This is a genomic window from Lentibacillus halophilus (assembly GCF_039522485.1).
In the GTDB taxonomy this organism is placed as follows: domain Bacteria; phylum Bacillota; class Bacilli; order Bacillales; family Amphibacillaceae; genus Lentibacillus; species Lentibacillus halophilus.
In genome coordinates this window covers 1-23790 of record NZ_BAAADM010000028.1, presented here as the reverse complement: position 1 = coordinate 23790, position 23790 = coordinate 1, and the positions used below count along the sequence as shown (strand labels likewise).

The window sequence follows — 23790 nt, the reverse complement described above, 5'->3', positions numbered from 1 at the left end:
AACCCATCCCCTTATATACCAATTTTTATAGCGTATGAACGAACGGAACCAAATGTTATGTTGCTTACGTTCATCCATACATTTATACAGTCCAATAAGATGTTAATGACCAATTGGCCCGAATCCTCTTTTCAACGAGGGTCTCTCTGTCGTTGGAGGTTCGACAGGTTCTTGTATGCTTGAAACTCCCTCCCGCTTGTTTTTATTTTATCATTTACTTCTCTGTTTAAATCCAATTATAATTAACTATACCTGATTATAACTATTATAATTGGAGGGTGTAACATGAAGTATGTAAAATGGTTGATGATCGCCTTTGTCGCCGTGCTGGCAGCTTGCAGCAGTGATGGCGATAATAGTGATGAAGAAAAAGAGAACGTTGCTTTGACCATTTCCGCTGCTGCCAGTATGACGGATGCGATGAAAGAATTAAAAGATGTTTATGAACAGAAAGAGAACGTCGCATTGACGCTTAATTTTGCAGGATCTGGAAAACTGGCTCAGCAAATTCGACAAGGTGCGCCGGCCGATGTTTTTATTTCTGCCAATCAGGACTGGATGGACAGGTTGGAAAAGAATAATCGGATTATCCAAGAGACTCGAAAAGATGTAACCGGTAACAGCATTGTCCTTATTGCAGGGGAAAATTCTGATCTAGATTATCAATCGATGGATGCTATTGAACCGGACGATGTGGATCAGATTGCCATTGGCAACCCAGAAAGTGTGCCAGCGGGAAAATATGCCGATCAAACACTAAGGTCACTTGATATACGGAGTAAATTAGAGAAAGAACTCGTATTTGCGAAAGATGTGCGCCAAGTCCTTACATATGTGGAAACCGGAAATACAGATATTGGGTTTGTCTATAAGAGCGATGCACTCATTTCCGATAAGATTCAAGTGTTGACGAAAGCTGCCGCCGAAACACATGATGCCATTATCTATCCGGCTGCTGTTACAGCCGATACAGAGAACAAAAAAGCGGCCAAATCGTTCGTTCAATTTTTGCAATCAGATGACGCTCAATCCGTTTTTGAGGAATATGGATTTGATATGCAGGATGGGTGATGATAATGCCTGATGTAAACATTTCGCCGTTATGGCTTTCCTTTAAGACAGCCGCCATTGCAACAGTTATTGTATTTATTATTGGTGTTTTTCTAGCAAGGGTGATGGCACGGAATCACTTTTTTGGGAAAAGTGTTGTTGAAGCCATTTTTATGCTGCCACTCGTCTTGCCGCCCACCGTTGTTGGGTTTGGACTACTCGTTATTTTTGGGAAAAATGGCCCCTTAGGTTCGATATTGGAGACGGTTTTTGATATGCAAATTGTGTTTCAGTGGAATGCTGTTCTCATAGCAGCCGTTGTCGTAGCTTTTCCATTAATGTATCAAAGTGCCACGGCGGCTTTTCAGCAATACGATGCCAATGTGGAAAAGGCGGCATATACGATGGGGGCCTCAAAATGGAGAGTGTTTTGGACCATTTCCTTCCCCATAGCATGGCCGGGGTTGTTGTCCGGGCTTGTCTTAACGTTTGCCAGGGCGCTTGGCGAATTTGGTGCAACATTGATGCTTGCAGGCTATATCCCTGGTGAGACGAATACGATACCGCTTGCGATTTATTTTGAGGTTCAAGCAGGGAATACGGAAGTAGCCGCCTTTTGGGTGATTATTATTATTGCTCTTGGTTTCAGTGCTATATTGTGGCTGAATTGGTGGAGCAAACGAAATATGATGCGCTACAAAAGCAATTCCAGATGATGAGGAGAGTTCGATATGTTGGATGTGGCAATCGAAAAGCAGCTGGCCCATTTTACGTTACATATGTCTTTTCAGGCAGCGGATGAAATCATTGTCCTTTTTGGTCCATCGGGTTCAGGGAAAACAACTGTACTGAACTGTATTGCCGGTCTGACCAATCCGGATGAAGGGCATATCCGATTGAATCAGCGCGCGTTATTTGAAGCAGAAGGGAAGACGCTGCCGATTCAAAAACGCCATATAGGATATCTTTTCCAGGATTACGCATTGTTTCCTCATAAGACGGTCTGGAAAAATATTGCTTATGGTATGAAGAATGAATCATTGGTGCTTGACTTAATGCGGGAGTTGCGGGTTGAACATTTGCAGCAGCATTATCCCCAGCAAATTTCCGGCGGGGAGAAGCAGCGGGTGGCATTGGCACGCGCGCTGGCAACCGCGCCTGATTTATTGCTGTTGGATGAACCATTTTCAGCACTGGATGATAAAACACGTGAACGCAGTCACGCTGAGCTATTGCGTCTGCATCGAATGTGGAAAATACCGGTTATACTCGTAACCCATGCCAAACAGGAAGCGGAAAAATTGGGTGACCGGATACTGTATATGGAGGAAGGCGCGTTGCAATCCAACTTACCGAAGTAACCGGCACGACATTGTGCAGACAGACCACGTTATGACGATATGACCTTTATTTAATTGTCAACAATTGATCAATTTGACGATATGACAATATGGCGTTATGATAACTTACGGAAGCATGCTCATATTATAGATTCAAAGATTATTATGAACAGAAATGCGCGTTCGTACAAAAGGAGATAAAAAATGATAAACTTAAAAATGTACAGTAATGGCGAGTGGAAAACGTCAGCGAATGATGACTTTAATGAAGTGATTAACCCTGCTACCCAGGAAGTCATTGCAAAAGCACCGCGAGCGACAAAAGAAGAAACGGACGAGATAATCCAGATAGCTAAAGATACATTTGAAAGTGGCGAATGGGCAGACACCCCTGCGCGGGAGAGGGCTCGGTTTCTGTTTCAAATAGCTGATAAAATTGAAGAGAGACAAGACGAACTGGTAGAATTGGAAGTTATTAATAACGGCAAAACAAAAAGTGAAGTGGCATTTGATGTGGCCGATGCAGCCTTTTGCTTCCGCTATTACGCTGGGTTGATTACAACGCCGGATGGACAAACATACCACGTTCCTGATGCTATGCAATCCATGACAGTAAAGGAACCTATTGGTGTGACAGGATTGATTGTTCCCTGGAATCTACCATTTCTAATGAGTGTTTGGAAGATTGCGCCGGCGTTGGCTGCAGGAAACTCGATTGTATTTAAACCGGCCGAACTCACTCCGGTAACAGCCATGACATTGTTTGAAATAATGGATGAAACAGGAATACCCAAAGGCGCCGTTAATATGGTAATGGGTAAGGGATCCGTTGTTGGTCAGACGATAGCGGAAAGTCACCAGGTAGATGCGGTATCTTTCACTGGAAGCACGGATGTAGGCCGAGGTATTATGCAAGCTGCTACAGGAAACTTGAAAAAAGTGTCACTCGAGTTGGGAGGGAAATCACCCAATATTATATTCGATGACGCTGAATTTGAAACTGCGGTTGATTACGCTTTGTTTGGCATCTTTTTTGGCTCAGGTCAAAATTGTTCTGCAGGAAGTCGTATTCTTGTACAAGAGGGCATATACAATCAATTTGTCGAACGATTTATTGAACGAGCGAAGAAAATAAAAGTAGGACCTGGAATGGACGAAGGCGTTGAAATGGGAGCGATCGCAAGTCACGCTCAACTTAAAACCATTCTTAACTACATTGACGTAGGCAAACAAGAAGGCGCAACATTAGCGCTTGGAGGCAACCAGTTGAAAGAAAATGGGCTGGAGAAAGGGTTTTTTGTAGAACCAACCGTATTCACGGATGTTTCATCTGACATGCGCATCGTACAGGAAGAAATCTTTGGTCCTGTCGTAACGATACAAACATTTAAAGACGAAAAAGAAGCCATCGATTTAGCGAATGATACCGAATTTGGTCTGGCCGGCGCTGTATTTTCCCAGGACGGAGCAAAAGCTATGCGTGTTATTAAAAAAGTGCGTGCCGGTATCACATGGATTAACACGTATCATCCGACATATGTGGAAGCGCCTTGGGGTGGATACAAACAAAGTGGTATTGGTCGTGGCTTGGGAACCTTTGGATTAGAGGAATTTCAAGAGGTGAAACAAATTAATATCAATCAAGAAATGGAACCATCCGGCTGGTTTTCAGAGTAATAGCTGTATAATTTAATAGTATTGTTGACAATAAGACAATGTATGTTATAGTTTTTGTGGAAGTAGATTTGTTGGATCTCATGGAATAGATGAAATATGAAAGGAGATTATGGCCAATGGCAGAAAGCAAACAAAAGCAATCAAACAAAAAACGCCCAATCATCGATGTGGATATTCACGAAGGAGCTCTTTACGAAGACCTTCTTCCTTATTTGGATAATCCTTGGAAGAGGTATATTACCGATAGCGATTGGGTTATGGAAAAACATTTGCCTTATCCCATACCAGGGCCGGACGGATTGAACCGGGCAGACGCTAAGACACCAGACGGTCGTCCAGCGGGAACCGACCTTTCTTTCATGCAAGAACAGTTGCTTGATGAAGTAGGACATGAATATGGGATACTGACAAGTGCATTTGATCCATCTCCATCATCGATGCACGGCTGGTATGAAATGGCTCATGCATTAGCTTCGGCGTATAACGACTATCAAATAGATCATTGGTTGGATAAAGACGAACGATTGTATGGATCAGTCCATGTTGCAGCTCAAGAGCCCCAATCCGCTGTCCGTGAAATTGAGCGGGTCGGTTCTCACCCGAAAATGGTGCAAGTGATGCTGCCAATTGATGACAGACCATGGGGTGACCCATATTATCATCCGATTTTTGAAGCTGCCGAGCGTCACAACTTAATGATTGCTATGCATCATAACGAACCGCCATCCTATTATGGAAAATATCCGCGCTATTTTGTTGAATGGCATTGCGTAATGCCTAACACACATATGGTGCAGATTAACAGTATGGTATTCAATGGTGTTTTTGAAAAATATCCGAATCTGAAATTAATGATGGTCGAAGCAGGCTTTACATATGCTCCTGCGCTCATGCGGAAAATGGATCAGCAATATAAAGCCTTGCGTCATGAAGTACCGTGGATCAAACGGTTGCCAAGCCAAATCATTCGAGAGCATGTTTGTTTTTCAACTCAGCCTTCGGATGAATTGAGTTCGGAGGAATTTATGACATTCGTTGATCTTATGGGATCAGACGAAATGATTTGTTTTTCAACGGACTATCCACATTGGGACTATGATTCTCCATTCCAGGCATTGCCTTCACTCGGCGAGGATTTGGAAAACAAGATCTTTAGAGAAAATGCACGAAACTTTTATCCAAAACTACAAAATACGAGGAGGCCAGTATCCCAATGAAAGAAATCGTATGCAAAAAAGATGAACTGCAACCAGGTCAAACCATGAGAGCAAAGATGGGTCCTTTCCCTATTATTGTATGTCGTACACCAGACGGAGAGTATCACGCTTTTAATAATAAATGCGCTCACCAAGGCGCTCCCATGTCTGAAGGGGTAATGTGCGGAGCTTCCGTACCTACGGATACACCGGGGGAGTACGACTACCAGAAGGAAGGCGAGATTCTTCGTTGCCCTTGGCATGGAATGGAATATGATATAAAAAATGAAGGACGTATGCTAGCTGATCCTGAACAAAAACTTAAAGAATTCAATGTCTCTTTTGAAGACGATGATGTAGTCGTCTCATTATAACAATAAATGGTTGTTGTTTAATGAGTATACTAGGATTGGTCAACTTCTTCTGTCAGGCAACAAATGGATAGTTGGTCGAAAGGAAAAACTTTTAGAATACAAATAGATCCCGAAAATATGGTCTGAAGCCGTAGGACACGTTAAAATAGGGAGTGAGTGAACGCGGCCTTTGTTATTACATCACCTTGTATGAGTGAAAAGGCAACGTAATGCGAACTTTTTAATAACAATACTATTATTGCGGCCGTCGGTCATGTACGTACATTCATGAACAGGTTTTACAGCTCATTTAATAAAACTTACAAAATGGGGCAAGGCTGTAAGTAGAGATATTACCATTTTGCGATGTCGTGTAAAATGTTCACAATCATTTATGGATAAATCGGCCTTCAAGAATGCACTATGTAAAATGATGTAGTATCTAAAAGGACTTTTTTAGCAAAACTTTAGCCTGAAGATCGACTTTAGTCGTTAACGCATATGTTTGAATCCATCTGTTTAAGCAGGTGGATTTTAGTCCTTTTCTGATATGAGACAATTTGTTCCATAATGAAATGCTATCAGTTTGAAATGCTAATTCAACAAACATGGTGTTGATATTAGTTACGAAAGGATGTTTAACGGTGAATATGAATGTCAGAAAAGGGTCATTAAAACATCAGATTGCTGAAGAAATCCGCAAGGCCATTTTTCGCGGGGATTTAAAACCTGGCGAAAAGGTAACAGAATTAAAACTATCAAAGGATTTTGAAGTCAGCAGAGGACCTATCCGTGAGGCGATGCAATTATTAGTTATGGAAGGGCTGCTTGTTTCGACAACGTTTAAAGAAACGAAGGTGGCCAATATTACTTCTGAGGAAGCGAATGAATTGCTTGTTCCCATCAGAATAAATATTGAAACATTCGCTTTGAAAAAAGGTTTTCCACTTTGGGGTCAACAACACTTTGAACAATTTGAGGAAGTTTTGGAGCAGATGAGACGTGCGGCGAATTTTAATGACACACCTCTCTTCAGCGATTTGGATATGCAATTCCATGAGTTGATTGTTCGTTCGTCCAACATGTATAATGTGAAAAGTTTGTGGGATTCTGTTTTAAATCGAAGCCGTTTGCTGTTTATATATGAAAATGACTTACCCTTTGATTTGCAAAAATATACTGAGTTTCACCGCACTTTATTGGATTCGTTTAAAACTGGTGATTTAGATTTCGCCATTCGAACCTTAAAGGATCATATTATTCAATCCAACTCTCTTAACATTGAATTCCCTATCGAGGGCGACAAATAAGACCAGAAACATGAAAGATGTCTGGTTCTCATAATAGTAGAGATAGAGACGGTCCCAGTGATCGTCGTTTTTTAATTGGTATAACAAACTGACGACGTATGTATCAGCTTGAGAACCAGTCCCCCAAACCATATGCCAGTCCAACTTTTTTCATTCAATTATTTTAACATGATATCCAAAATAAAAAACGGACACGATTTAAGGGTTTGGTGTGCTATATCACGCATATCCAAGTTTAAATCATGCCCTGATAATGTTACCTAGTTTCAATTAGGATCAGAAAAGCACTCTTATTTTTAGGTAAGATATCATCTTTATTGGTTACTTCTTCATCTACGACATGCTGGGTTTTTGTTCCAACAGGTTCTTCTAAAAACCATGTTCCCATACCTGAGACTGTGGGGACATCCTGAATGGTGTAGAGAACCGCATTTTCATGATCCGATGTGTTACAATGTTCATGCTCTAACCAAGCTGGGGAGAAAAATACATCTCCTTTTTCCCACTCGAGTTTTTCCCCGTTAATAATACTATAACCTTCACCTTGAAAGACTATAAGTGTTAGCTTAGTAAGCTTAATCACGTAACATCAGGACTTTTTGTACTGATATAGGGTCTTTATAGGTGGATAACTTTTTGGTATAACTTATGCAAATTCAGGTGTACGCGTAAAGACGCGACGTACCATCGGTTCAAAAAACTCAACTGGATAATGAACATAATTCGGATCAAAACAGTTTTGATCATAGTTTTTACAGAAGTTAATGCACTCTTCGTAGTAAGGGCTGTCTTTAAAATAGTCACGCGCATTTTTTTCTTCTTCTGACATATGTGCCATATAGTGTTGTTGGAAAACACCATGATGTTTAACAATCCAAGCAGCCTTTTCTGAGACGAATGGTTTAAGGATAGCAGCTACCATTTCACCGTGTGTATATGGTGCAAGTTCATCGCCAATATCATGAAAAAGAGCGGCCATAACCATATCTTCGTCTTCATTATTTTCATAGGCACGTGTTGCTGATTGCAAGCAATGTTCGTAACGCGAAATGCGGTACCCACTGAAACTATCTTTCAATCCGTCCAATGTTTTCAAAAGCCGGTCAGGCAACCCCAGGTTAAACCCATCTTCTAATTCATCCAAAAACTCAAATTCCTCTTTTGTGCCATCTTCCATTCTTGTAAAGTCTACGATTTTTTGCATTCTAATATACCTCCTCAATCGATTTGTTACTAGGTTAATAAATCAGGTTGTTCTTCAGTAATGCGTTCCCACAATGGTTGGAAATTTTCCCAGCCATCCTTTTCCCGTCCAACTTGTTCGGCTGTTAAAGCAGCGTTCTTGTCGTCAATTGGATCGACAATGCCAGCTGATTCGGCTAATAATTGAGACTGACAGGAACGTTCCATTGTAATGAACCAAAAGGCCGCGGAATCAACCGATTGTCCAACGGTTAGTGGGCCATGGCTCTTTAAAAGAACCGCCTTATTGTCTCCCAAGGCTTTAGCAACCTTTTCTCCTTCGCTCTCATCATATACAACACCGGAGAATTCATTCAAAACTGAATGATCATTGAAAAAGGCACAGGAATCCTGTGTCAACGGATCAAGCAATCGTCCGGCTGCTGACCATGTCTTACCATGTATAGGATGAGCATGTGCCGAAGCTATCACATCGGGACGAGCCTGATGGACCGCCGAATGAATAGCGAAAGCCGATTGATGAACACCGTAGTTTCCTTCGACGACTTCACCATTATGATTGACAAGAACAAGATCCGAAGCCCGCATTTTCCCGAAGTGAAGGCCATAGGGATTCACCCATAAATGGTCAGTAAATTCGGGATCCCGATATGTAATGTGGCCGGCTGCTCCTTCTGAGAAGCCAAAGCGGGCAAACAAACGAAAAGCGGCAGCTACACGCTGCTTGCCGTGTTCTCGTTCTTCATCTATTCCATTAAAGGATGGCGGTTGAAGATAATTTTGAACATGTTTGCCACTCACATACTCTTTTGAAGCTTGATTCATTTAGATCCATACCTCCTTTTTATAATGAATTTTTATTTGTAACTGTTAGTCTAACATGTAATGTCCGATTGTCAACAATTATTTGGTCATATTGTTGACAATGAAATTAGACATGTTATGCTTTTTAATGAAGTTTGAAAAGTAGCGTAACTATAAACTTATGAAAATTAAACAATATTATCAGGTTGAAGGAGGGATTGGCTCGCGACGTATATCATTACATAGAACGTAAACATGCCGTCGTCATCGAGAGACATATGTAAAATGTTTTGAAGACTCTTCTATTATTAAAAGGAGTGATTAACAGTGGCAGGATCACAGAATAAAAAACAGATTATTGATACAGATATTCATGAAAGAGCAACATACAAAGATCTTCTTCCCTATTTGGATAATCCATGGAAAAGATATATTACCGACAGCGATTGGGTTCAGGAGAAACATCTGCCTTACCCTATTTTAGGTGCGGATGGTTTGGACCGTGCCGACGCTAAGCCTCCAAGTGGTGGTCCAGCAGGGAATAGCTTATCCTTTATGCAAGAGCAGCTTCTTGATGACATCGGTCACGAAGCCGGGATTTTAACCGGAGCATTGGACCCATCTCCTTCTTCCATGCACGGTTGGTATGAAATGGCGGTTGCATTGGCGACAGCTTATAATGATTGGCAAATTGAGAATTGGTTGGATAAAGATGAGCGAATATATGGATCTGTCCATGTCGCTGCTCAAGATCCACAAGCGGCCGTCCGTGAAATTGAACGCGTAGGTCCTCATCCTAAAATGGTGCAAGTGCTATTGCCAATTGATGACAGGCCATGGGGAGATCCATACTATCATCCTATATTTGAAGCGGCGGAGCGCCACGACCTTACGATTGGGATGCACCATAACGAGCCGCCATCCTATTATGGCCAGTTTCCTCGTTATTTTGTCGAGTGGCACTCTGTTATGCCTAATACGCACATGGTTCAGATTAATAGCATGGTTTTTAATGGCGTCTTTGAAAAATACCCAAATCTTAAATTGGTGATGATTGAGGCTGGCTTCACTTATGCACCGGCTTTAATGAAGAAAATGGATCAACAATACAAAGCGCTTCGCCATGAGGTACCGTGGGTTAAAAGACTACCGAGCCGTATTATTCAAGAACATGTACGGTTTACAACCCAGCCGGTTGATGAATTAAGCCAAAAGGAATTTATGCAATTTATTGAATTAATGGGATCAGAGGACATGGTTTGCTTTTCCACTGACTATCCTCATTGGGATTACGATTCACCATTCCAAGCGCTCCCTGCACTAGGCGATGACCTTGAAAGAAAAATCTTCCGGGAAAACGCCAGGGCCGCGTATCCAAAATTGCCACAAGCGGCGGGAATGGTCAATCAATGAAACTGTGATGTGTGAAAGAAACGTTTCCAATCAAATTGGCCAGGGTTTAAAGACGAAACAACCGTTGTCTTAAACACAGAATTACTCCCTTATTCAATTTTAGGAATGTGACTATTGACGAAAATATTGCAATAAAGGAAATGGGCTTAGACGCAATGCCCATTTCCTCTGAATTTTTTATTCTATGTCATACAGAGAAATTTTAGATAATGCCTTTAAAGATACGTACAATCTTGAATTCGAAAAGCAAACCAAATGGGGATAGGACTCGTTTATGATACTGTTAAAGAGAAAGATGTTGAAATTGATGGGAAGGATCCAAAGAAAGTAGCTTTGACCTATTTAAAAAATCAAGAAATATTGGATTAAAGGAAGATGGTTACACGAGAACAACAGAGAAGTTGGACCATGAGTTCTGTTTCGCTTTTCCTTGCCTCAGCCCCCTGAACAATAAAGTTTTTTATAAAGACTAGATTAATATTTATGCCATATTGTCAACAATAAATCAAACACATTGTTGACAATAAACTTAGACATGTTATGATTTTTAACATGACTTAAAAATCAAAAAATCAAAAACCTATAACAAACAAGCAGTTTTTGTTGAAAGAAGGAGGGATTGTATAAGAATAATTCCATAAAAGGTCAAAATGCCACGATCAGAGGATCAAATCTATTAGGAAGGCGGAATCACAAATTAATAGATGAGAACCAATCACACGATATGGACGATCTTATTGACAATTATGGATTTATTTCGTCTCTCTTGATCTCCCATGAACGATGAGACGACTAATTCGACAAAATGAGGTGTGCTGTGAATGATTCAACTTGAAGGAATTAATAAAACATTTGATGATGGGTCAGAAGCATTAAAAGATATTAATTTGCATTGTAATACTGGTGAAATCACGGTTTTAATCGGGCCGAGTGGCTGCGGCAAAACCACGACAATGAAATTGCTCAATCGTTTGATTAACCAGTCCGAAGGAAAAATTTATTTTGACGATAAAGACATAACCAATATGAATCCTGTGGAACTCCGGCGGGGGATTGGCTATGTTATCCAGCATGTTGGTCTGTTTCCCCATATGACGATTGAAAAAAACATCGGTGTTGTCCCGAGGCTGTTAAAGTGGGACGACGATCGCATCAAAACCCGGGTGAATGAACTATTAAACATGGTAGGACTGGACCCGGATACATACGGGCAACGTTACCCTTCCGAATTGAGCGGCGGTCAACAACAGCGAATCGGTGTTATCCGTGCGCTTGCCGCTGAACCCCCGATTATCCTGATGGATGAACCTTTCAGTGCCCTTGACCCCATCAGCCGTGAACAACTGCAGGATGAACTTATTCGTTTACAAAAAAATATTCAAAAGACCATTGTCTTCGTTACGCACGATATGGACGAAGCGTTAAAAATTGCGGATCAAATTGTGCTAATGAAGGATGGTGTCATCGTTCAACAAGGAACACCGGAAGAGATTCTAAGACATCCGGCTGATGACTTTGTTAAAGACTTCATCGGTCAAAAACGACTGCAACAGGTGCAGGATATACCGACCGTTGGCGAGGTTATGAATGAAAAACCCGTGACCATTGCTCCGGGGCGGGGGCTTGCTGAAGCTATGAAAGTGATGGAAAACAAACGCGTGGATTCCTTGATTGTCGTTGACGGAAATAATACATTGGAAGGCTATATTACCGTTTATGACGTCACACAGGCGTTTGATAATGAGGATCAGCGGGTTCACGATATCATGCACACATTCCGCCATACCATTCATACGGACCTGTTATTGTCAAACGCCATTCGTATGATGAATGAGCTTCAGACTCCGTACTTACCTGTTGTGAAAGACGAAAGTTCCTTAGTTGGCGTGCTGACACGTGGTAGTATTGTAGGCCATATAGGTACAGCGTATTCATCGATTAAGGAAGGTGTGGTATAAGTGTATGATTACAATTATTTTTCAGTCTTTTATAAACGCCTGCCAGATCTACTAGAAACACTTTACGAACATGTTATTATATCGGGTATTGCAATACTCCTTGGTTGTATAATTGCCATTCCGATAGGTATTTTTCTATCTTGGACTTCAATTCGATGGATAAAATCTACAATACTTAATATCACTAATGTTTTTCAGACGATCCCGACTTTAGCATTACTTGCCATGCTACTTCCTTTGTTTGGTATTGGAATGAAACCTGCTATTGTGGCATTGTTTCTGTATTCTTTGATGCCAATTATGAAAAACACATATGCTGGTTTTGAATCTATTGATTCAGAAATTATTCAATCAGCAGAAGGGATGGGATACAGCCCGTTGCAAAGATTATTACAAATTGAAATTCCATTGGCGGTACCTTATATCATGTCGGGTATCCGTTTAACAACCGTTTATATTGTTAGTTGGGCGGTGTTAGCTGGACTGATCGGCGGCGGTGGCTTAGGTCAACTAATTGTCACTGGTATGGGACTGAATGATCAACCTCTCATCATTGCTGCTTCCGTTTTTTCGATGATTCTTGTTTTAATCACCGATTTTCTTCTTGGAACGGTGGAGAAACTGTTTTCAAGAAAAGGACAACCTGAAAAACAAAATGTTTAAATGTGGAGGGTTTTAAAATGAAAAAAACCGTAAGTACAGTACTATTGTTGTTATTTTCCTCAACTCTTTTACTTTCTGCGTGTTCTGGAGAAAACACGATCACTGTTGGTGCTCAAACTTATTCAGAAACCAAAACTATTGGCTTTATGTACAAGGAATTAATCGAGGCAAATACTGATCTGTCAGTAAATGTGAAGACTGACATGTCTACTGATACCGTTATATTAAAGGCAATGATGAACGACGAAGTAGACATAGCTACTTCCTATACTGGAACTGCACTAACAAGTTTTTTTTCAATGAAATACCCAAAAGATCGTGATGCTACATTGAAACAAACTAAAAATGATTTTGCAGATGAATATAATATTAAAGTGCTAGATCCGCTTGGCTTTGCAAATACTTATGCCATAGGTGTAACGCAAGAATTTTCTGAAAAAAATAATATTAATGCCATTTCCGATTTAAAAGATATAGCTGGAGATTTAACGTTCGTGTCAGATACAAGCTGGATGGGACGTAAAGAGGATGGTTATAAAGCTTTTACTAAGTTATATGGTTTTAAATTCGGTGAAACAAAACAGGTGAATAATCTTCAATATAAGGCTTTAAAAAACAACGAAGCAGACGCTGGTCTGGTTTATTCAACGGACGCTCGTATTGATTCTTATAACCTTACGACATTAAATGATAACAAAAACTTCTTTCCACCATATGATGCAGTTCCTTTCGTTAGACAGGAAACTTTAGATAATCACCCGGAGATTAAAGAAGTGTTCAGCTCATTAATTGGAAAACTCGACCTTGATACGATAAGGAAACTAAACCACCAAGTAGATGTTGAGGGTGAAGACCCACATGATGTAGCTGTGGACTTCCTCAAGAAACAAGATATGTTAAACTAGGAGGATTTTAATATGGATATCATATTGCAATTTTTCGGCTACATCAGTGAAAATTGGTTTCATCTTATTACTTTAACATTTGTTCATATTTTGATGGTAATTATCGGATTGGGACTGTCACTGCTTATAGGGGTTCCGCTAGGTATTCTTAGTGCTAAAAACGAAAAATTTGCTGCTCCTATTTTAGCTTTGGCCAATATCATTCAAGTATTTCCGGCCCTTGCACTTTTAGCGATTTTGATGGTGTTTTTAGGTCTTGGTTTTAAAACGGTGATTGTCGCATTGCTTCTTTATTCATTACTACCGATTATTCGAAATACGTATATTGGATTAAAAGAAGTAGATGAGACTATATCCCAAGCTGGTATAGGGGTTGGAATGACACCCTTTCAACTTCTTTTAAAAGTACAACTCCCGTTATCAGTGCCATTTTTGCTAGCAGGTGTACGTGTTGCAACAATTGTTGCAATTAGTCTTGCAACCATTGCTCCTTTCATCGGTGGAGGAGGCCTTGGTGAAGACATTCTTTCTGGCATTAACACACATCAGCCAGTGAAAATGTATAGTGGTGGGATTCTTGCTGCATTGCTAGCAATCTTTATCGATCTTATTTTAGGGAAGGTCCAAGAACGAGTAGAATATAAGTAGTAGGAATTTATTATGATAAAGCTTTGTATAACAACCAGATCAATGAAACGATGTGACTCTAAGTAATAAATTAAATTTATCAAAGTGACTCTACACGGAAGTTTATTATAAAGGCAAATTACTGAGATACTTTTGAAAGTGTATGGGCTGGATCGTGTGTTCTGTTAATTGCCTCAATATGGATTTGCTTTGCTTGATTTTTGGTCTAGACTTTATCGATTTTTTCTTTGGTACTCATGTTTGTGAGTTTCCCTTTGCCTTTTAATGCATGGTCTCATAAAGCAAAGAAATGATGTCTGGGGAAAATAGATAGGATGAATGCGCCGGTGCTTTAACAGTCCCGGTTTTGAGTGAATGTCATTAGGGTAAATAACTAATTAATATAGTAAAGGGTGATATAGAATGAAAAAAAAGGCATTTAATAAACTTGAAGAACTTTTCAATGAGATGGTCGAACTAAGAAGGCATTTTCATATGTATCCGGAGTTATCATTTCAAGAAGAGAAAACAGCACAAACTATTGCAGAGTATCAAAAGAAACTAGGTTTAGAAGTACAGACAAACGTTGGAGGCAATGGTGTGGTAGCAACTCTAAGGGGGGGCAAACCTGGAAAGACCGTAGCCATTCGAGCAGATTTCGACGCTTTGCCAATTGAAGAAGAGAATAACGTTTCATATAAGTCAAAAAACCAAGGTGTAATGCACGCTTGCGGACACGATGCACATACGGCAATAGCTTTAGGTATTTCTAATGCACTTGCTAGTATGCAAGAAGAATTAGAAGGAAATGTAGTATTCATCCATCAACATGCAGAAGAAATGGGAACAGGTGGAGCGATACTGATGATTGAAGACGGCGCATTAACTGATGTTGATGCTATTTTTGCAACTCATGTTGCAAATGATGTACCTATTGGTAAAATGTTGCATAGCAATGATTCTATAATGGCAGCTTCGGATGACTTTACGATAGAAATCAAAGGCTTTGGTGGGCATGCTGGATCACCACATAATTCTATCGATGTAATATCAACTGGCTCTCAGTTAGTTAATAACTTACAACAAATTGTAAATAGGAAAATTGATCCAATAATACCTGCTGTGCTTACAGTTGGTTCATTTCACGCCGGAACAAGTACGAATATCATTCCGGAAAAGGCTACGTTGGAAGGTACAGTCAGAACAGCCGATGAACATATTAGAAAAGAAATCCCTGAATGGATAGAAGAAATCACCGAACACACAGCAAAAACATTTGGAGCAGATTATAACTTTGATTACCAATTTGGTTACCCAGTTACTAAAAACGATTACTCAATGAATCAAATATTGGTTCATGCAGCTAAGGAAACTATTGATGAAGAAAATATTATTGAAATGAACCCAGAAATGGGATCTGAAGATTTTGCTTACTTTCTGCAACATATTCCTGGTTCATATTTTAGAATAGGCTCAGCTAATGAAGAAAAAGACCTTATCTATCCTCATCACCATCCGAAATTTGATATTGATGAAACCGTATTATTAAGTGGTGCTAAGACGTTATTAGCTGCAGTATTTGCATACTGGGAGAATCAAAACTGAACATTTTCTTCTTCAAGAATGACAACCAAAAATAAAATAAAGAGCTTATTCATGAAAAAATAACCGAAGATCTTTCCTAGTAAAATGCAAATTTTAAGTTTGGAGTTTTTGAGAAATTAAACATCATGTCGTTACTTTGAATAGAATGAGTTTTTAAAAATTTACTTTAGAAAGAAGGTTTTATAATGTCAAAACCACATGTAGTCATAGAGTGGAATGATACTGAAACAGATGCAAAAGGTTGGTTAGTTGTTCATAATTTTGTGAAGGGTTACACAGGTGGCGGTACGAGAATGCATCCATCTGTGACTAAGGAAGAAGTTATAAGACTGGCTGAAACAATGGCTTACAAGTATGTGGCTTGTGAAAGTGATACGACTGGAGGATGTAAAGCAGGTATTGCTTATGATTACAAGGCACCAGATGCATATGATGTATTAAGAAGGTTTCTAATTGCCATGATGCCTTATATTGACACCGGCGTATCTTTAGGAGCTGATTTAGGGACTAACTATGAAGATATACTAAATATATTTAATGAGTTCGGCATTGATATCCCTCTAACCCCATCAATGAAAAATGATTTAAGCGTCCTTAAAGGGATTAAACAGTTTGATGATCTATTAGAAACAAGAGTTGATGGTATACCTTTAAATGATGTGGTTACCGGATATGGTGTTGCATTTTCAGCTGATGAAGCTTGGAAGTTTAAAAATGGGAAAGATGAAGCTAAAGTTGTCATTCAAGGATTCGGTTCTGTCGGCGCAAGTTGTGCATTAAAATTGTATGAATTGGGTTATCAAGTCGTGGGGATTTCGGATGCAAACTTATTGGTAACGTGTGACGAAGGATTGGATGTCCGGAAGCTTTTCAATCATAAAAATGAGCATGGAGAAATGAATCAGCATTATTTTGAACCGCATTATACTGTAATGTCAAACACAGAATGGCTCGATGTGGACTGCGATATTCTAATCCCATGCGCTTTAGAGGATGTTATTAATCAATCTAATGCAAATATTGTCAAAGCCAGTCTGATTGTGGAAGCTGCAAATATTCCGATTTCCACTGAAGGGGACGAAATCATCCAAAAAAGAGGAATTGATGTTGTCAATGATTATATTGTAAACATAGGGGCAACGAGATTTAGTGAGGCAGTTATTTTTGGGCTGATAGATTCAAATCCAAAAGCGGTGGTTGATGATATTGAAAAGCTATGCAGGAAAAATACGCATCATCTTTTTACAGAAGCTAAAAGACAAAACAGATATCAAAAAGATGTTGCTCATGAAATTTTTAAACCGGAAATTAGTGATTTACTGGAATTCTCTAAACCCTATGAATATTTAACATAAATTAAATATATTGCACAATGAGGAGGCTTATAACGCATGAAAACATCAGAAAAAGTAGAATTTACTGCCGCCGATTCCGTTGTACAGGAACTCGTAAAGGCAAATGTTGAGATCGTTTTTGGCATTGTGAGCATACATAACATGCCGATTTATGACGCAATTGCAAAGAATAGTGATATCCATATGGTGGCAGCACGCGGAGAAAGTGGCGCGGTCAATATGGCCGATGGTTATGCGAGAGCAACAGGGAAATTGGGTGTGGTAATAACAAGTACTGGGGCTGGAGCCGGTAATGCTGCCGGTGCACTGACCGAATCATGGAACAAGGGTACGCCATTGCTTCATATCACTGGTGAAGTGGCTTCGGATTATATTGGAAAAGGCAAAAGGTATATTCATGAATGCAAGGATCAACTCGCCATGATGGAAGGTGCCAGCAAACAAGCTTTGTTACTGCAAGAGCCTGAACAGACGTCTACCTTCATTCGTAAGGCGATCGGCAATTCAAAAACACCTCCTGTGGGTCCGATAACAGTACTTGTTCCAACCGATTTACAGACGGTAATTACCACAAATAGTGAAGTTATAAATCCAACTGAAGACACGTTGGAGGAATTTAAAGAACGTACCGCCTTTTTTTCCGAAGAAATGATCCAAAAAATTTCCGCCGCCAAACGCCCCATTATCTGGGCAGGTGGTGGAGTGATCGATTCCGGTGCCTCAGAGGAAGTTAAACAATTAGCCGAGCGAATGCAATCAGCTGTAATAACCAGTGAGTCAGGGAAAGGGTCCATACCCGAAAATCATCCACTATGTATCGGTAGTTTTACTTCGGAGCCACAGGTTGAAAAAATAATAAAAGAGTCGGATCTATTGATTAGTATTGGCACCCGTTTTCGTGGGGAAGAAACCAACGACTGGACCTTGCCATTTCCGGCGGAGCATATCCAGATTGATGCTGATCCAGAAGCAATCAATCTTAACTATCAAACAAGTTATGGACTTGTCGGTGATGCGAAGTCTATTTTACAAAACCTTGTTCATCAATTATCCGAGAAGGAAATGGCATCAGCTAAGTCTTATGCGAAAGAGATAGAATCCGTCCGGAACCAGGTGCGATCAGCATTGCGGGAAGCTGTTGCGCCCTATGATCAATTTGCTGATGAGATGCGTCGTTTGATGCCCAATGATGCCATACTCGTTCGTGATGTCACCATTCCGGCCTATCTGTGGGGAAATCGGTTAATTGACATTTATCAGCCGAGAACATCTATATCCGCTTCAGGTGGCGGAATTGGACAAGGTTTACCCACGGCGATTGGGGCCCAAATCGATGATAAAGATCGTACAGTCGTCTTAATGGCAGGTGACGGCGGGTTTATGGTGAATGTCGGTGAATTGGCCACAGCGGCCGAGGAAGAGCTTCCTTTGGTTGTTATTTTATTTGATGATGGTGGATATGGCATTCTGCGTTATCTGCAAAATGCTGCATATGGAAGATTGGCAGCTGTCAATTTAAATAATCCGGACTATGTCATGATGAGTCAATCAATGGGTTTTGAAGCTGAGAAGGTCCAATCTGCAGGCGAATTCACATCTGCATTGGAAACTGCGATTAAACGGAGAAGGCCATCGATGATTGTTGTTGATATGGATGCTGTGGGTCCGATGAATCACCCATATGAAGAATCGGCTGAATACATTGAGTCATTTCATCCGAAAAAGTTGTCGCATGACGGATAAGAAGACAAGTTTTAGCTTATACCGGATAGAGGAAACGTGAAACAGAACTCATTGATTCTTACAACCTGAGCGGACGATTGCGATAGAATCAAAATGTAATTGATCATACACAATATGCTGCAACACCCCCTGCACAAGGGTCTTTGTTTGTAAAGGCTGGATTAATATTCTATGTCATATTGTCAACAATAATTTGGTCATATTGTCAACAATAGTTTTAGACATGTTATGATTTTTAATGTAGTATAAAAACGGAAAAGTCAAAAACCCACGACAAATAGCAATTTTCGTTAAAAGGGAGGGATTGTATAAGAATAATTCCATAAAAGGTCAAAATGCCACGATCAGAGGATCAAATCTATTAAGAAGTCGGAATCACAAATTAATAGATGAGGACCAATCACACGATATGGACGATCTTATTGACAATTATGGATTTATTTCGTCTCTCTTGATCTCCCATGAACGATGAGATGACTAATTCGACAAAATGAGGTGTGTTGTGAATGATTCAACTCGAAGGAATTAATAAAACATTTGATGATGGGTCAGAAGCATTAAAAGATATTAATCTGCATTGTAATACTGGTGAAATCACGGTTTTAATCGGGCCGAGTGGTTGCGGCAAAACCACGACGATGAAATTGCTCAATCGTTTGATTAACCAGTCCGAGGGAAAAATTTATTTTGACGATAAAGACATAACCAATATGAATCCTGTGGAACTCCGACGGGGGATTGGCTATGTTATCCAGCATGTTGGTTTGTTTCCCCACATGACGATTGAAAAAAACATCGGTGTTGTCCCGAGGTTGTTAAAGTGGGACGACGATCGCATCAAAACCCGGGTGAACGAGTTATTAAACATGGTAGGACTGGACCCGGATACATACGGGCAACGTTACCCTTCCGAATTGAGCGGCGGTCAACAACAGCGAATCGGTGTTATCCGTGCGCTTGCCGCTGAGCCCCCGATTATCCTGATGGATGAACCTTTCAGTGCCCTTGATCCCATCAGCCGTGAACAACTACAGGATGAACTTATTCGTTTACAAAAAAATATTCAAAAGACCATTGTCTTTGTTACACACGATATGGACGAAGCGTTAAAAATTGCGGATCAAATTGTGTTAATGAAGGATGGTGTCATCGTTCAACAAGGAACACCGGAAGAGATTTTAAGACATCCGGCTGATGACTTTGTTAAAGACTTCATCGGTCAAAAACGACTGCAACAGGTGCAGGATATACCGACCGTTGGCGAGGTTATGAATGAAAAACCCGTGACCATTGCTCCGGGGCGGGGGCTTGCTGAAGCTATGAAAGTGATGGAAAACAAGCGCGTGGATTCCTTGATTGTCGTTGACGGAAATAATACATTGGAAGGCTATATTACCGTTTATGACGTCACACAGGCGTTTGATAATGAGGATCAGCAAGTTCAGGATATTATGCATACATTCCGCCATACCATTCATGCGGACATGTTATTGTCCAATGCCATTCGTATGATGAATGAGCTTAAAGCCCCTTATTTGCCTGTTATCACTGAACAACATTCATTGGCCGGCCTTATTACAAGAGGCAGTATTGTCGGTTATATGGGGGATACCTACCCCTCTGTCAGAAATGGAGTGGTATAAATGAATGATTACGGTTACTTGTCCATTTTTTCCGCCCGGGCCAATGATCTTCTCATTGCCCTTGGTGAACATATGCTGATCACGTTTGCATCAGTCATGCTGGGATGCTTGGTGGCCATACCACTCGGCATATTTTTAACGAAAACAGATATAGGATGGATCCGATCGATCACATTCACCATTACCAATGTGTTTAACACGATACCCAGCCTCGCTATGCTGGCAATGTTGCTTCCCTTGTTGGGTATTGGGCTGGTCCCTGCGATAGTGGCTTTGTTCCTGTATTCGCTCATGCCTATTCTGCGCAATACGTATGCCGGGTTCACATCCATTGACCCACATATTATTGAATCAGCCAGAGGCATGGGATATAGTACCACGCAACTTTTGTTTCAAATTGAACTCCTACTTGCGGTACCTTATATTATGTCGGGTATACGTCTGACAACGGTCTATATCATTAATTGGGCCGCATTGGCCACGTTGATCGGTGCAGGTGGCTTAGGGGAACTCATTGTCAGCGGATTGGGCGTTTATGATAAGCCGTTAATTCTTGCAGCGGCCATCCTGGCAATGCTTCTTGCGCTTGTCGCCGATTTTTCACTCGGAAAAGTGGAGAAGTTCTTTTTCAAAAGCGCACATTCGACGCAACAACAAAATTAAACTGGAGGTTAACCAAATATGAAAAAACAATTATCCATTATTCTTTCTGTGTTAATATTAATGACATTGTCACTTTCGGCATGCAGTTCAAGCGGAAGTGGCTCAGGCGGATCAATCACCATTGGCACGCAAACGTACACTGAAACTAAGATTTTGGCGGAAATGTATAAGGCATTAATTGAGGATAATACCGATGTGTCTGTGGATATCAAGACAGATCTAGAGACGAGTCCTGTCACACTTAAAGCCATGCAAAGCGGTGACATACAAATGTCAACACAGTATACCGGTACAGCGTTATCCGCATTTTTCTCGATTGAAAATCCTAAAGATCCTGAAGCAACATTGAAACAGGCCAAGGAGGATTTCAGCGGCGATAAATTTAACTTCAAATGGTTTGATTCTGTCGGATACGCCAATACGTACGCGTTTGCTGTAAGGGACAGCCTGGCAGAAAAATACGATCTGGAAACCATTTCAGATTTAAAAGGCAAAGCAAATAATATGACCGCTGCTTTCGATACAAGTTGGTTGGAGCGGGACAACGATGGCTATGATGCCTTTAAGAATACGTATGATCTGGAGTTTGGAAAGACCCGCCCAATGGAAATCGGCCTTGTGTACGATGCGGTTAAGGAGAAAGATGTCGATATTGCTCTTGCTTATTCTACCGATGCCCGTATTGAAGGGTTCGATCTCACCATTTTAGAGGATAACAAACAGTTCTTTCCACCTTACGACGCATCGCCTGTGGTCACTCAAAAAGCGCTTGATAACAATCCGGGAATTTCAGATGCCATCGAACCGTTGCTAGGAAAACTGGATGAAGCCAAAATGGGGAAACTAAACGGGAAAGTTGATCTGGATGGAAAGGATCCAAAGGACGTAGCTCTAAACTATTTGAAAGATCAAGGCATGTTGAAATAGGAGGCTGACCAATGGACGGTATTGTGTCATTGTTTCAATACTTTCAGGACAACTGGGCTGAGTTACTGTCTCTAACATATGATCATATATTAATGGTAGTTGTCGGGATGCTATGGGCGCTGGCCGTGGGCATTCCTTTAGGGATTATCTGTGCCAAGAACAGCAAACTGGCCACCATTATTCTGGCTGCAGCCAATATTATTCAAGTATTTCCGAGCCTGGCCCTTTTGGCTGTGCTCATGTTGATATTCGGTATCGGGTTTAAGTCCGTTGTGATTGGGTTGTTTTTATATTCCTTGTTGCCAATTATCCGCAACACCTACGTGGGGTTGAAAGAAGTGGATTCAAGTGTCATGCAGGCTGGTAAAGGCGTGGGCATGAATAGTCTTCAAGTCTTATTAAAAGTACAATTCCCACTGTCCCTGCCCTTTCTGCTATCGGGGGTACGTGTCGCAGCCGTCCTTGCGATTGGTGTGGCAGCTTTGGCCCCCTTTATAGGTGGGGAGGGCCTCGGACGGACCATATATTCCGGTATTAACTTACGGGATCCGATGAAAATATATAGCGGGGCCATGATTGCAGCCGTTCTTGCGATTGGCATTGATTACTTTTTAGGACGAGCGCAGGAAAAGTTAAGCAGGTGATTTTATTTACGCAGAAACGCCTGATGAGTCAATCAATGGAAACAGTATGCCTAATAAGTATGAAGAACGGTCTGAATATATTGAGTTTTAGAAACTGGTAAATTAGAAACGGTTCTTTTTGTTGGATTGAAAAAGTAGAATGGTTACAGTGACTAAAAAATTACGACGTTCTACCATAGAACTATTTTTGGAACTAAAAGCCGAACCTTTCCTACACTAGGGGAGGTTCGGCTTTATGAGTATGTTGGGAATGTGTTATGTCTAGGGAATGAAAGTCTCCTACTCGATGTAGTAATAACTGCTACAATGTTAATAGGAAAAACAAGCCTATTTAATGAAAAAATTTAATTGAAAACCCTGCAACCAACTAATCTGTTGCAGGGTTTTCAAAGTAAAGGCAATAGGGAGAGCCACCATGACGGATTCCTACTCCCATATAACTTAAGAGGAAATTTTATCCTCTTTAAGAGATTGCGTTCCCGCTAATACACATCTACTATCATAACAATTATTAAATAATAATCAACCCTGTCAAATGATTCAGTACCTGTGGTCACAATAGAGCCATTCAGTTTGACCCGGGTTGAACGGACGTCCCCGGATAGCATTTAATTCAAAAAAGACGTATTATTGAATCGTTCTAGAAGTCCGGTGAAAAAGTCAACCTGTTCTAGGAATTTCCTAGCTTTATGTCGAATATAGTCATACAGA

22 protein-coding genes are annotated in these 23790 nt (G+C 40.6%); 19 read left to right on the top strand and 3 right to left on the bottom strand.

Translation table 11 applies throughout. The features are described 5' to 3' along the window. Positions 1-285: 285 nt before the first annotated feature. The 7 genes from modA (at position 286) to ABDZ72_RS05290 (ending at position 6926) form a co-directional block, all read left to right on the top strand. On the top strand, positions 286-1071 hold the full coding sequence (gene modA / locus ABDZ72_RS05320; RefSeq protein ID WP_343751626.1) for a molybdate ABC transporter substrate-binding protein: 786 nt from the start codon (positions 286-288) through the stop codon (positions 1069-1071). 5 nt (positions 1072-1076) lie between these two features. Further along, complete coding sequence (modB, locus tag ABDZ72_RS05315) at positions 1077-1766, top strand: molybdate ABC transporter permease subunit (RefSeq protein ID WP_343751624.1); 690 nt, start codon at positions 1077-1079, stop codon at positions 1764-1766. Positions 1767-1781: 15 nt separating this feature from the next. Next, on the top strand, positions 1782-2411 hold the full coding sequence (locus ABDZ72_RS05310; protein ID WP_343751622.1) for an ATP-binding cassette domain-containing protein: 630 nt from the start codon (positions 1782-1784) through the stop codon (positions 2409-2411). A 183-nt stretch (positions 2412-2594) separates the two neighbouring features. Beyond that, entirely contained in the window at positions 2595-4067 is a 1473-nt protein-coding gene (locus tag ABDZ72_RS05305; protein ID WP_343751620.1) for an aldehyde dehydrogenase family protein, read from the top strand. 116 nt (positions 4068-4183) lie between these two features. Continuing rightward, positions 4184-5284, top strand: a complete 1101-nt coding sequence (locus ABDZ72_RS05300; protein WP_343751618.1) for an amidohydrolase family protein — start codon at positions 4184-4186, stop codon at positions 5282-5284. Further along, complete coding sequence (locus ABDZ72_RS05295; RefSeq protein WP_343751615.1) at positions 5281-5637, top strand: Rieske (2Fe-2S) protein; 357 nt, start codon at positions 5281-5283, stop codon at positions 5635-5637. Before ABDZ72_RS05300 ends, ABDZ72_RS05295 begins: the two co-directional genes overlap by 4 nt. A 629-nt stretch (positions 5638-6266) precedes the next feature. Next, entirely contained in the window at positions 6267-6926 is a 660-nt protein-coding gene (locus ABDZ72_RS05290; RefSeq protein WP_343751637.1) for a GntR family transcriptional regulator, read from the top strand. A 256-nt stretch (positions 6927-7182) separates the two neighbouring features. Here the strand turns inward: ABDZ72_RS05290 and ABDZ72_RS05285 are convergent, their stop codons facing one another. The 3 genes from ABDZ72_RS05285 to ABDZ72_RS05275 all read right to left on the bottom strand — a co-directional run bounded on the left by ABDZ72_RS05285 (position 7183) and on the right by ABDZ72_RS05275 (position 8954). Then, positions 7183-7509 carry a cupin domain-containing protein gene (locus ABDZ72_RS05285; protein WP_343751613.1) on the bottom strand — a complete coding sequence of 109 codons (327 nt, stop codon included), beginning with the start codon at positions 7507-7509 and terminating at the stop codon, positions 7183-7185. 63 nt (positions 7510-7572) lie between these two features. Beyond that, the gene (locus tag ABDZ72_RS05280; protein WP_343751611.1) at positions 7573-8130 is read right to left on the bottom strand and encodes an HD domain-containing protein; all 558 of its coding nucleotides are present in this window, start codon (positions 8128-8130) and stop codon (positions 7573-7575) included. Between the two features lie 29 nt (positions 8131-8159). Continuing rightward, on the bottom strand, positions 8160-8954 hold the full coding sequence (locus tag ABDZ72_RS05275; RefSeq protein ID WP_343751609.1) for a class II aldolase/adducin family protein: 795 nt from the start codon (positions 8952-8954) through the stop codon (positions 8160-8162). Between the two features lie 306 nt (positions 8955-9260). Here ABDZ72_RS05275 and ABDZ72_RS05270 point away from each other — a divergent pair, with 306 nt between their 5' ends. The 12 genes from ABDZ72_RS05270 to ABDZ72_RS05215 all read left to right on the top strand — a co-directional run bounded on the left by ABDZ72_RS05270 (position 9261) and on the right by ABDZ72_RS05215 (position 23079). After that, positions 9261-10346 (top strand): amidohydrolase family protein, encoded by a 1086-nt coding sequence (locus ABDZ72_RS05270; RefSeq protein ID WP_343751607.1) that lies wholly within the window; start codon positions 9261-9263, stop codon positions 10344-10346. An 821-nt stretch (positions 10347-11167) separates the two neighbouring features. After that, positions 11168-12304 carry an ABC transporter ATP-binding protein gene (locus tag ABDZ72_RS05265; RefSeq protein WP_343751606.1) on the top strand — a complete coding sequence of 379 codons (1137 nt, stop codon included), beginning with the start codon at positions 11168-11170 and terminating at the stop codon, positions 12302-12304. Next, a complete protein-coding gene (locus ABDZ72_RS05260; protein ID WP_343751604.1) occupies positions 12305-12967 on the top strand; it encodes an ABC transporter permease in 663 nt (220 codons plus the stop codon). It abuts the gene before it with no gap. Positions 12968-12984: 17 nt separating this feature from the next. Then, positions 12985-13872, top strand: a complete 888-nt coding sequence (locus ABDZ72_RS05255; protein ID WP_343751602.1) for an ABC transporter substrate-binding protein — start codon at positions 12985-12987, stop codon at positions 13870-13872. A 12-nt stretch (positions 13873-13884) separates the two neighbouring features. Further along, positions 13885-14520 (top strand): ABC transporter permease, encoded by a 636-nt coding sequence (locus ABDZ72_RS05250; protein ID WP_343751600.1) that lies wholly within the window; start codon positions 13885-13887, stop codon positions 14518-14520. 402 nt (positions 14521-14922) lie between these two features. Then, positions 14923-16104 carry a M20 metallopeptidase family protein gene (locus ABDZ72_RS05245; RefSeq protein ID WP_343751598.1) on the top strand — a complete coding sequence of 394 codons (1182 nt, stop codon included), beginning with the start codon at positions 14923-14925 and terminating at the stop codon, positions 16102-16104. 185 nt (positions 16105-16289) lie between these two features. Beyond that, a complete protein-coding gene (locus ABDZ72_RS05240) occupies positions 16290-17459 on the top strand; it encodes a Glu/Leu/Phe/Val family dehydrogenase (protein ID WP_343751596.1) in 1170 nt (389 codons plus the stop codon). Between the two features lie 36 nt (positions 17460-17495). Next, on the top strand, positions 17496-19202 hold the full coding sequence (locus tag ABDZ72_RS05235; protein ID WP_343751595.1) for a thiamine pyrophosphate-binding protein: 1707 nt from the start codon (positions 17496-17498) through the stop codon (positions 19200-19202). Between the two features lie 506 nt (positions 19203-19708). Next, positions 19709-20845, top strand: a complete 1137-nt coding sequence (locus tag ABDZ72_RS05230; protein ID WP_343751593.1) for an ABC transporter ATP-binding protein — start codon at positions 19709-19711, stop codon at positions 20843-20845. After that, positions 20846-21508: an ABC transporter permease gene (locus ABDZ72_RS05225; RefSeq protein ID WP_343751591.1), complete on the top strand. Its 663-nt coding sequence runs from the start codon at positions 20846-20848 to the stop codon at positions 21506-21508. Positions 21509-21526: 18 nt separating this feature from the next. Then, on the top strand, positions 21527-22435 hold the full coding sequence (locus ABDZ72_RS05220; protein WP_343751590.1) for a glycine betaine ABC transporter substrate-binding protein: 909 nt from the start codon (positions 21527-21529) through the stop codon (positions 22433-22435). Between the two features lie 11 nt (positions 22436-22446). After that, on the top strand, positions 22447-23079 hold the full coding sequence (locus tag ABDZ72_RS05215) for an ABC transporter permease (RefSeq protein WP_343751589.1): 633 nt from the start codon (positions 22447-22449) through the stop codon (positions 23077-23079). Positions 23080-23790: the final 711 nt, after the last annotated feature.

Excerpts from the sequence above, each read along its gene's own strand:
- modA (WP_343751626.1), top strand. The coding sequence starts at position 286 with ATGAAGTATGTAAAATGGTTGATGATCGCCTTTGTCGCCGTGCTGGCA.
- modB (WP_343751624.1), top strand. The coding sequence starts at position 1,077 with ATGCCTGATGTAAACATTTCGCCGTTATGGCTTTCCTTTAAGACAGCC.
- ABDZ72_RS05310 (WP_343751622.1), top strand. The coding sequence starts at position 1,782 with ATGTTGGATGTGGCAATCGAAAAGCAGCTGGCCCATTTTACGTTACAT.
- ABDZ72_RS05305 (WP_343751620.1), top strand. The coding sequence starts at position 2,595 with ATGATAAACTTAAAAATGTACAGTAATGGCGAGTGGAAAACGTCAGCG.
- ABDZ72_RS05300 (WP_343751618.1), top strand. The coding sequence starts at position 4,184 with ATGGCAGAAAGCAAACAAAAGCAATCAAACAAAAAACGCCCAATCATC.
- ABDZ72_RS05295 (WP_343751615.1), top strand. The coding sequence starts at position 5,281 with ATGAAAGAAATCGTATGCAAAAAAGATGAACTGCAACCAGGTCAAACC.
- ABDZ72_RS05290 (WP_343751637.1), top strand. The coding sequence starts at position 6,267 with ATGAATGTCAGAAAAGGGTCATTAAAACATCAGATTGCTGAAGAAATC.
- ABDZ72_RS05280 (WP_343751611.1), bottom strand. The coding sequence starts at position 8,130 with ATGCAAAAAATCGTAGACTTTACAAGAATGGAAGATGGCACAAAAGAG.
- ABDZ72_RS05275 (WP_343751609.1), bottom strand. The coding sequence starts at position 8,954 with ATGAATCAAGCTTCAAAAGAGTATGTGAGTGGCAAACATGTTCAAAAT.
- ABDZ72_RS05265 (WP_343751606.1), top strand. The coding sequence starts at position 11,168 with ATGATTCAACTTGAAGGAATTAATAAAACATTTGATGATGGGTCAGAA.
- ABDZ72_RS05255 (WP_343751602.1), top strand. The coding sequence starts at position 12,985 with ATGAAAAAAACCGTAAGTACAGTACTATTGTTGTTATTTTCCTCAACT.
- ABDZ72_RS05250 (WP_343751600.1), top strand. The coding sequence starts at position 13,885 with ATGGATATCATATTGCAATTTTTCGGCTACATCAGTGAAAATTGGTTT.
- ABDZ72_RS05245 (WP_343751598.1), top strand. The coding sequence starts at position 14,923 with ATGAAAAAAAAGGCATTTAATAAACTTGAAGAACTTTTCAATGAGATG.
- ABDZ72_RS05240 (WP_343751596.1), top strand. The coding sequence starts at position 16,290 with ATGTCAAAACCACATGTAGTCATAGAGTGGAATGATACTGAAACAGAT.
- ABDZ72_RS05235 (WP_343751595.1), top strand. The coding sequence starts at position 17,496 with ATGAAAACATCAGAAAAAGTAGAATTTACTGCCGCCGATTCCGTTGTA.
- ABDZ72_RS05230 (WP_343751593.1), top strand. The coding sequence starts at position 19,709 with ATGATTCAACTCGAAGGAATTAATAAAACATTTGATGATGGGTCAGAA.
- ABDZ72_RS05225 (WP_343751591.1), top strand. The coding sequence starts at position 20,846 with ATGAATGATTACGGTTACTTGTCCATTTTTTCCGCCCGGGCCAATGAT.
- ABDZ72_RS05220 (WP_343751590.1), top strand. The coding sequence starts at position 21,527 with ATGAAAAAACAATTATCCATTATTCTTTCTGTGTTAATATTAATGACA.
- ABDZ72_RS05215 (WP_343751589.1), top strand. The coding sequence starts at position 22,447 with ATGGACGGTATTGTGTCATTGTTTCAATACTTTCAGGACAACTGGGCT.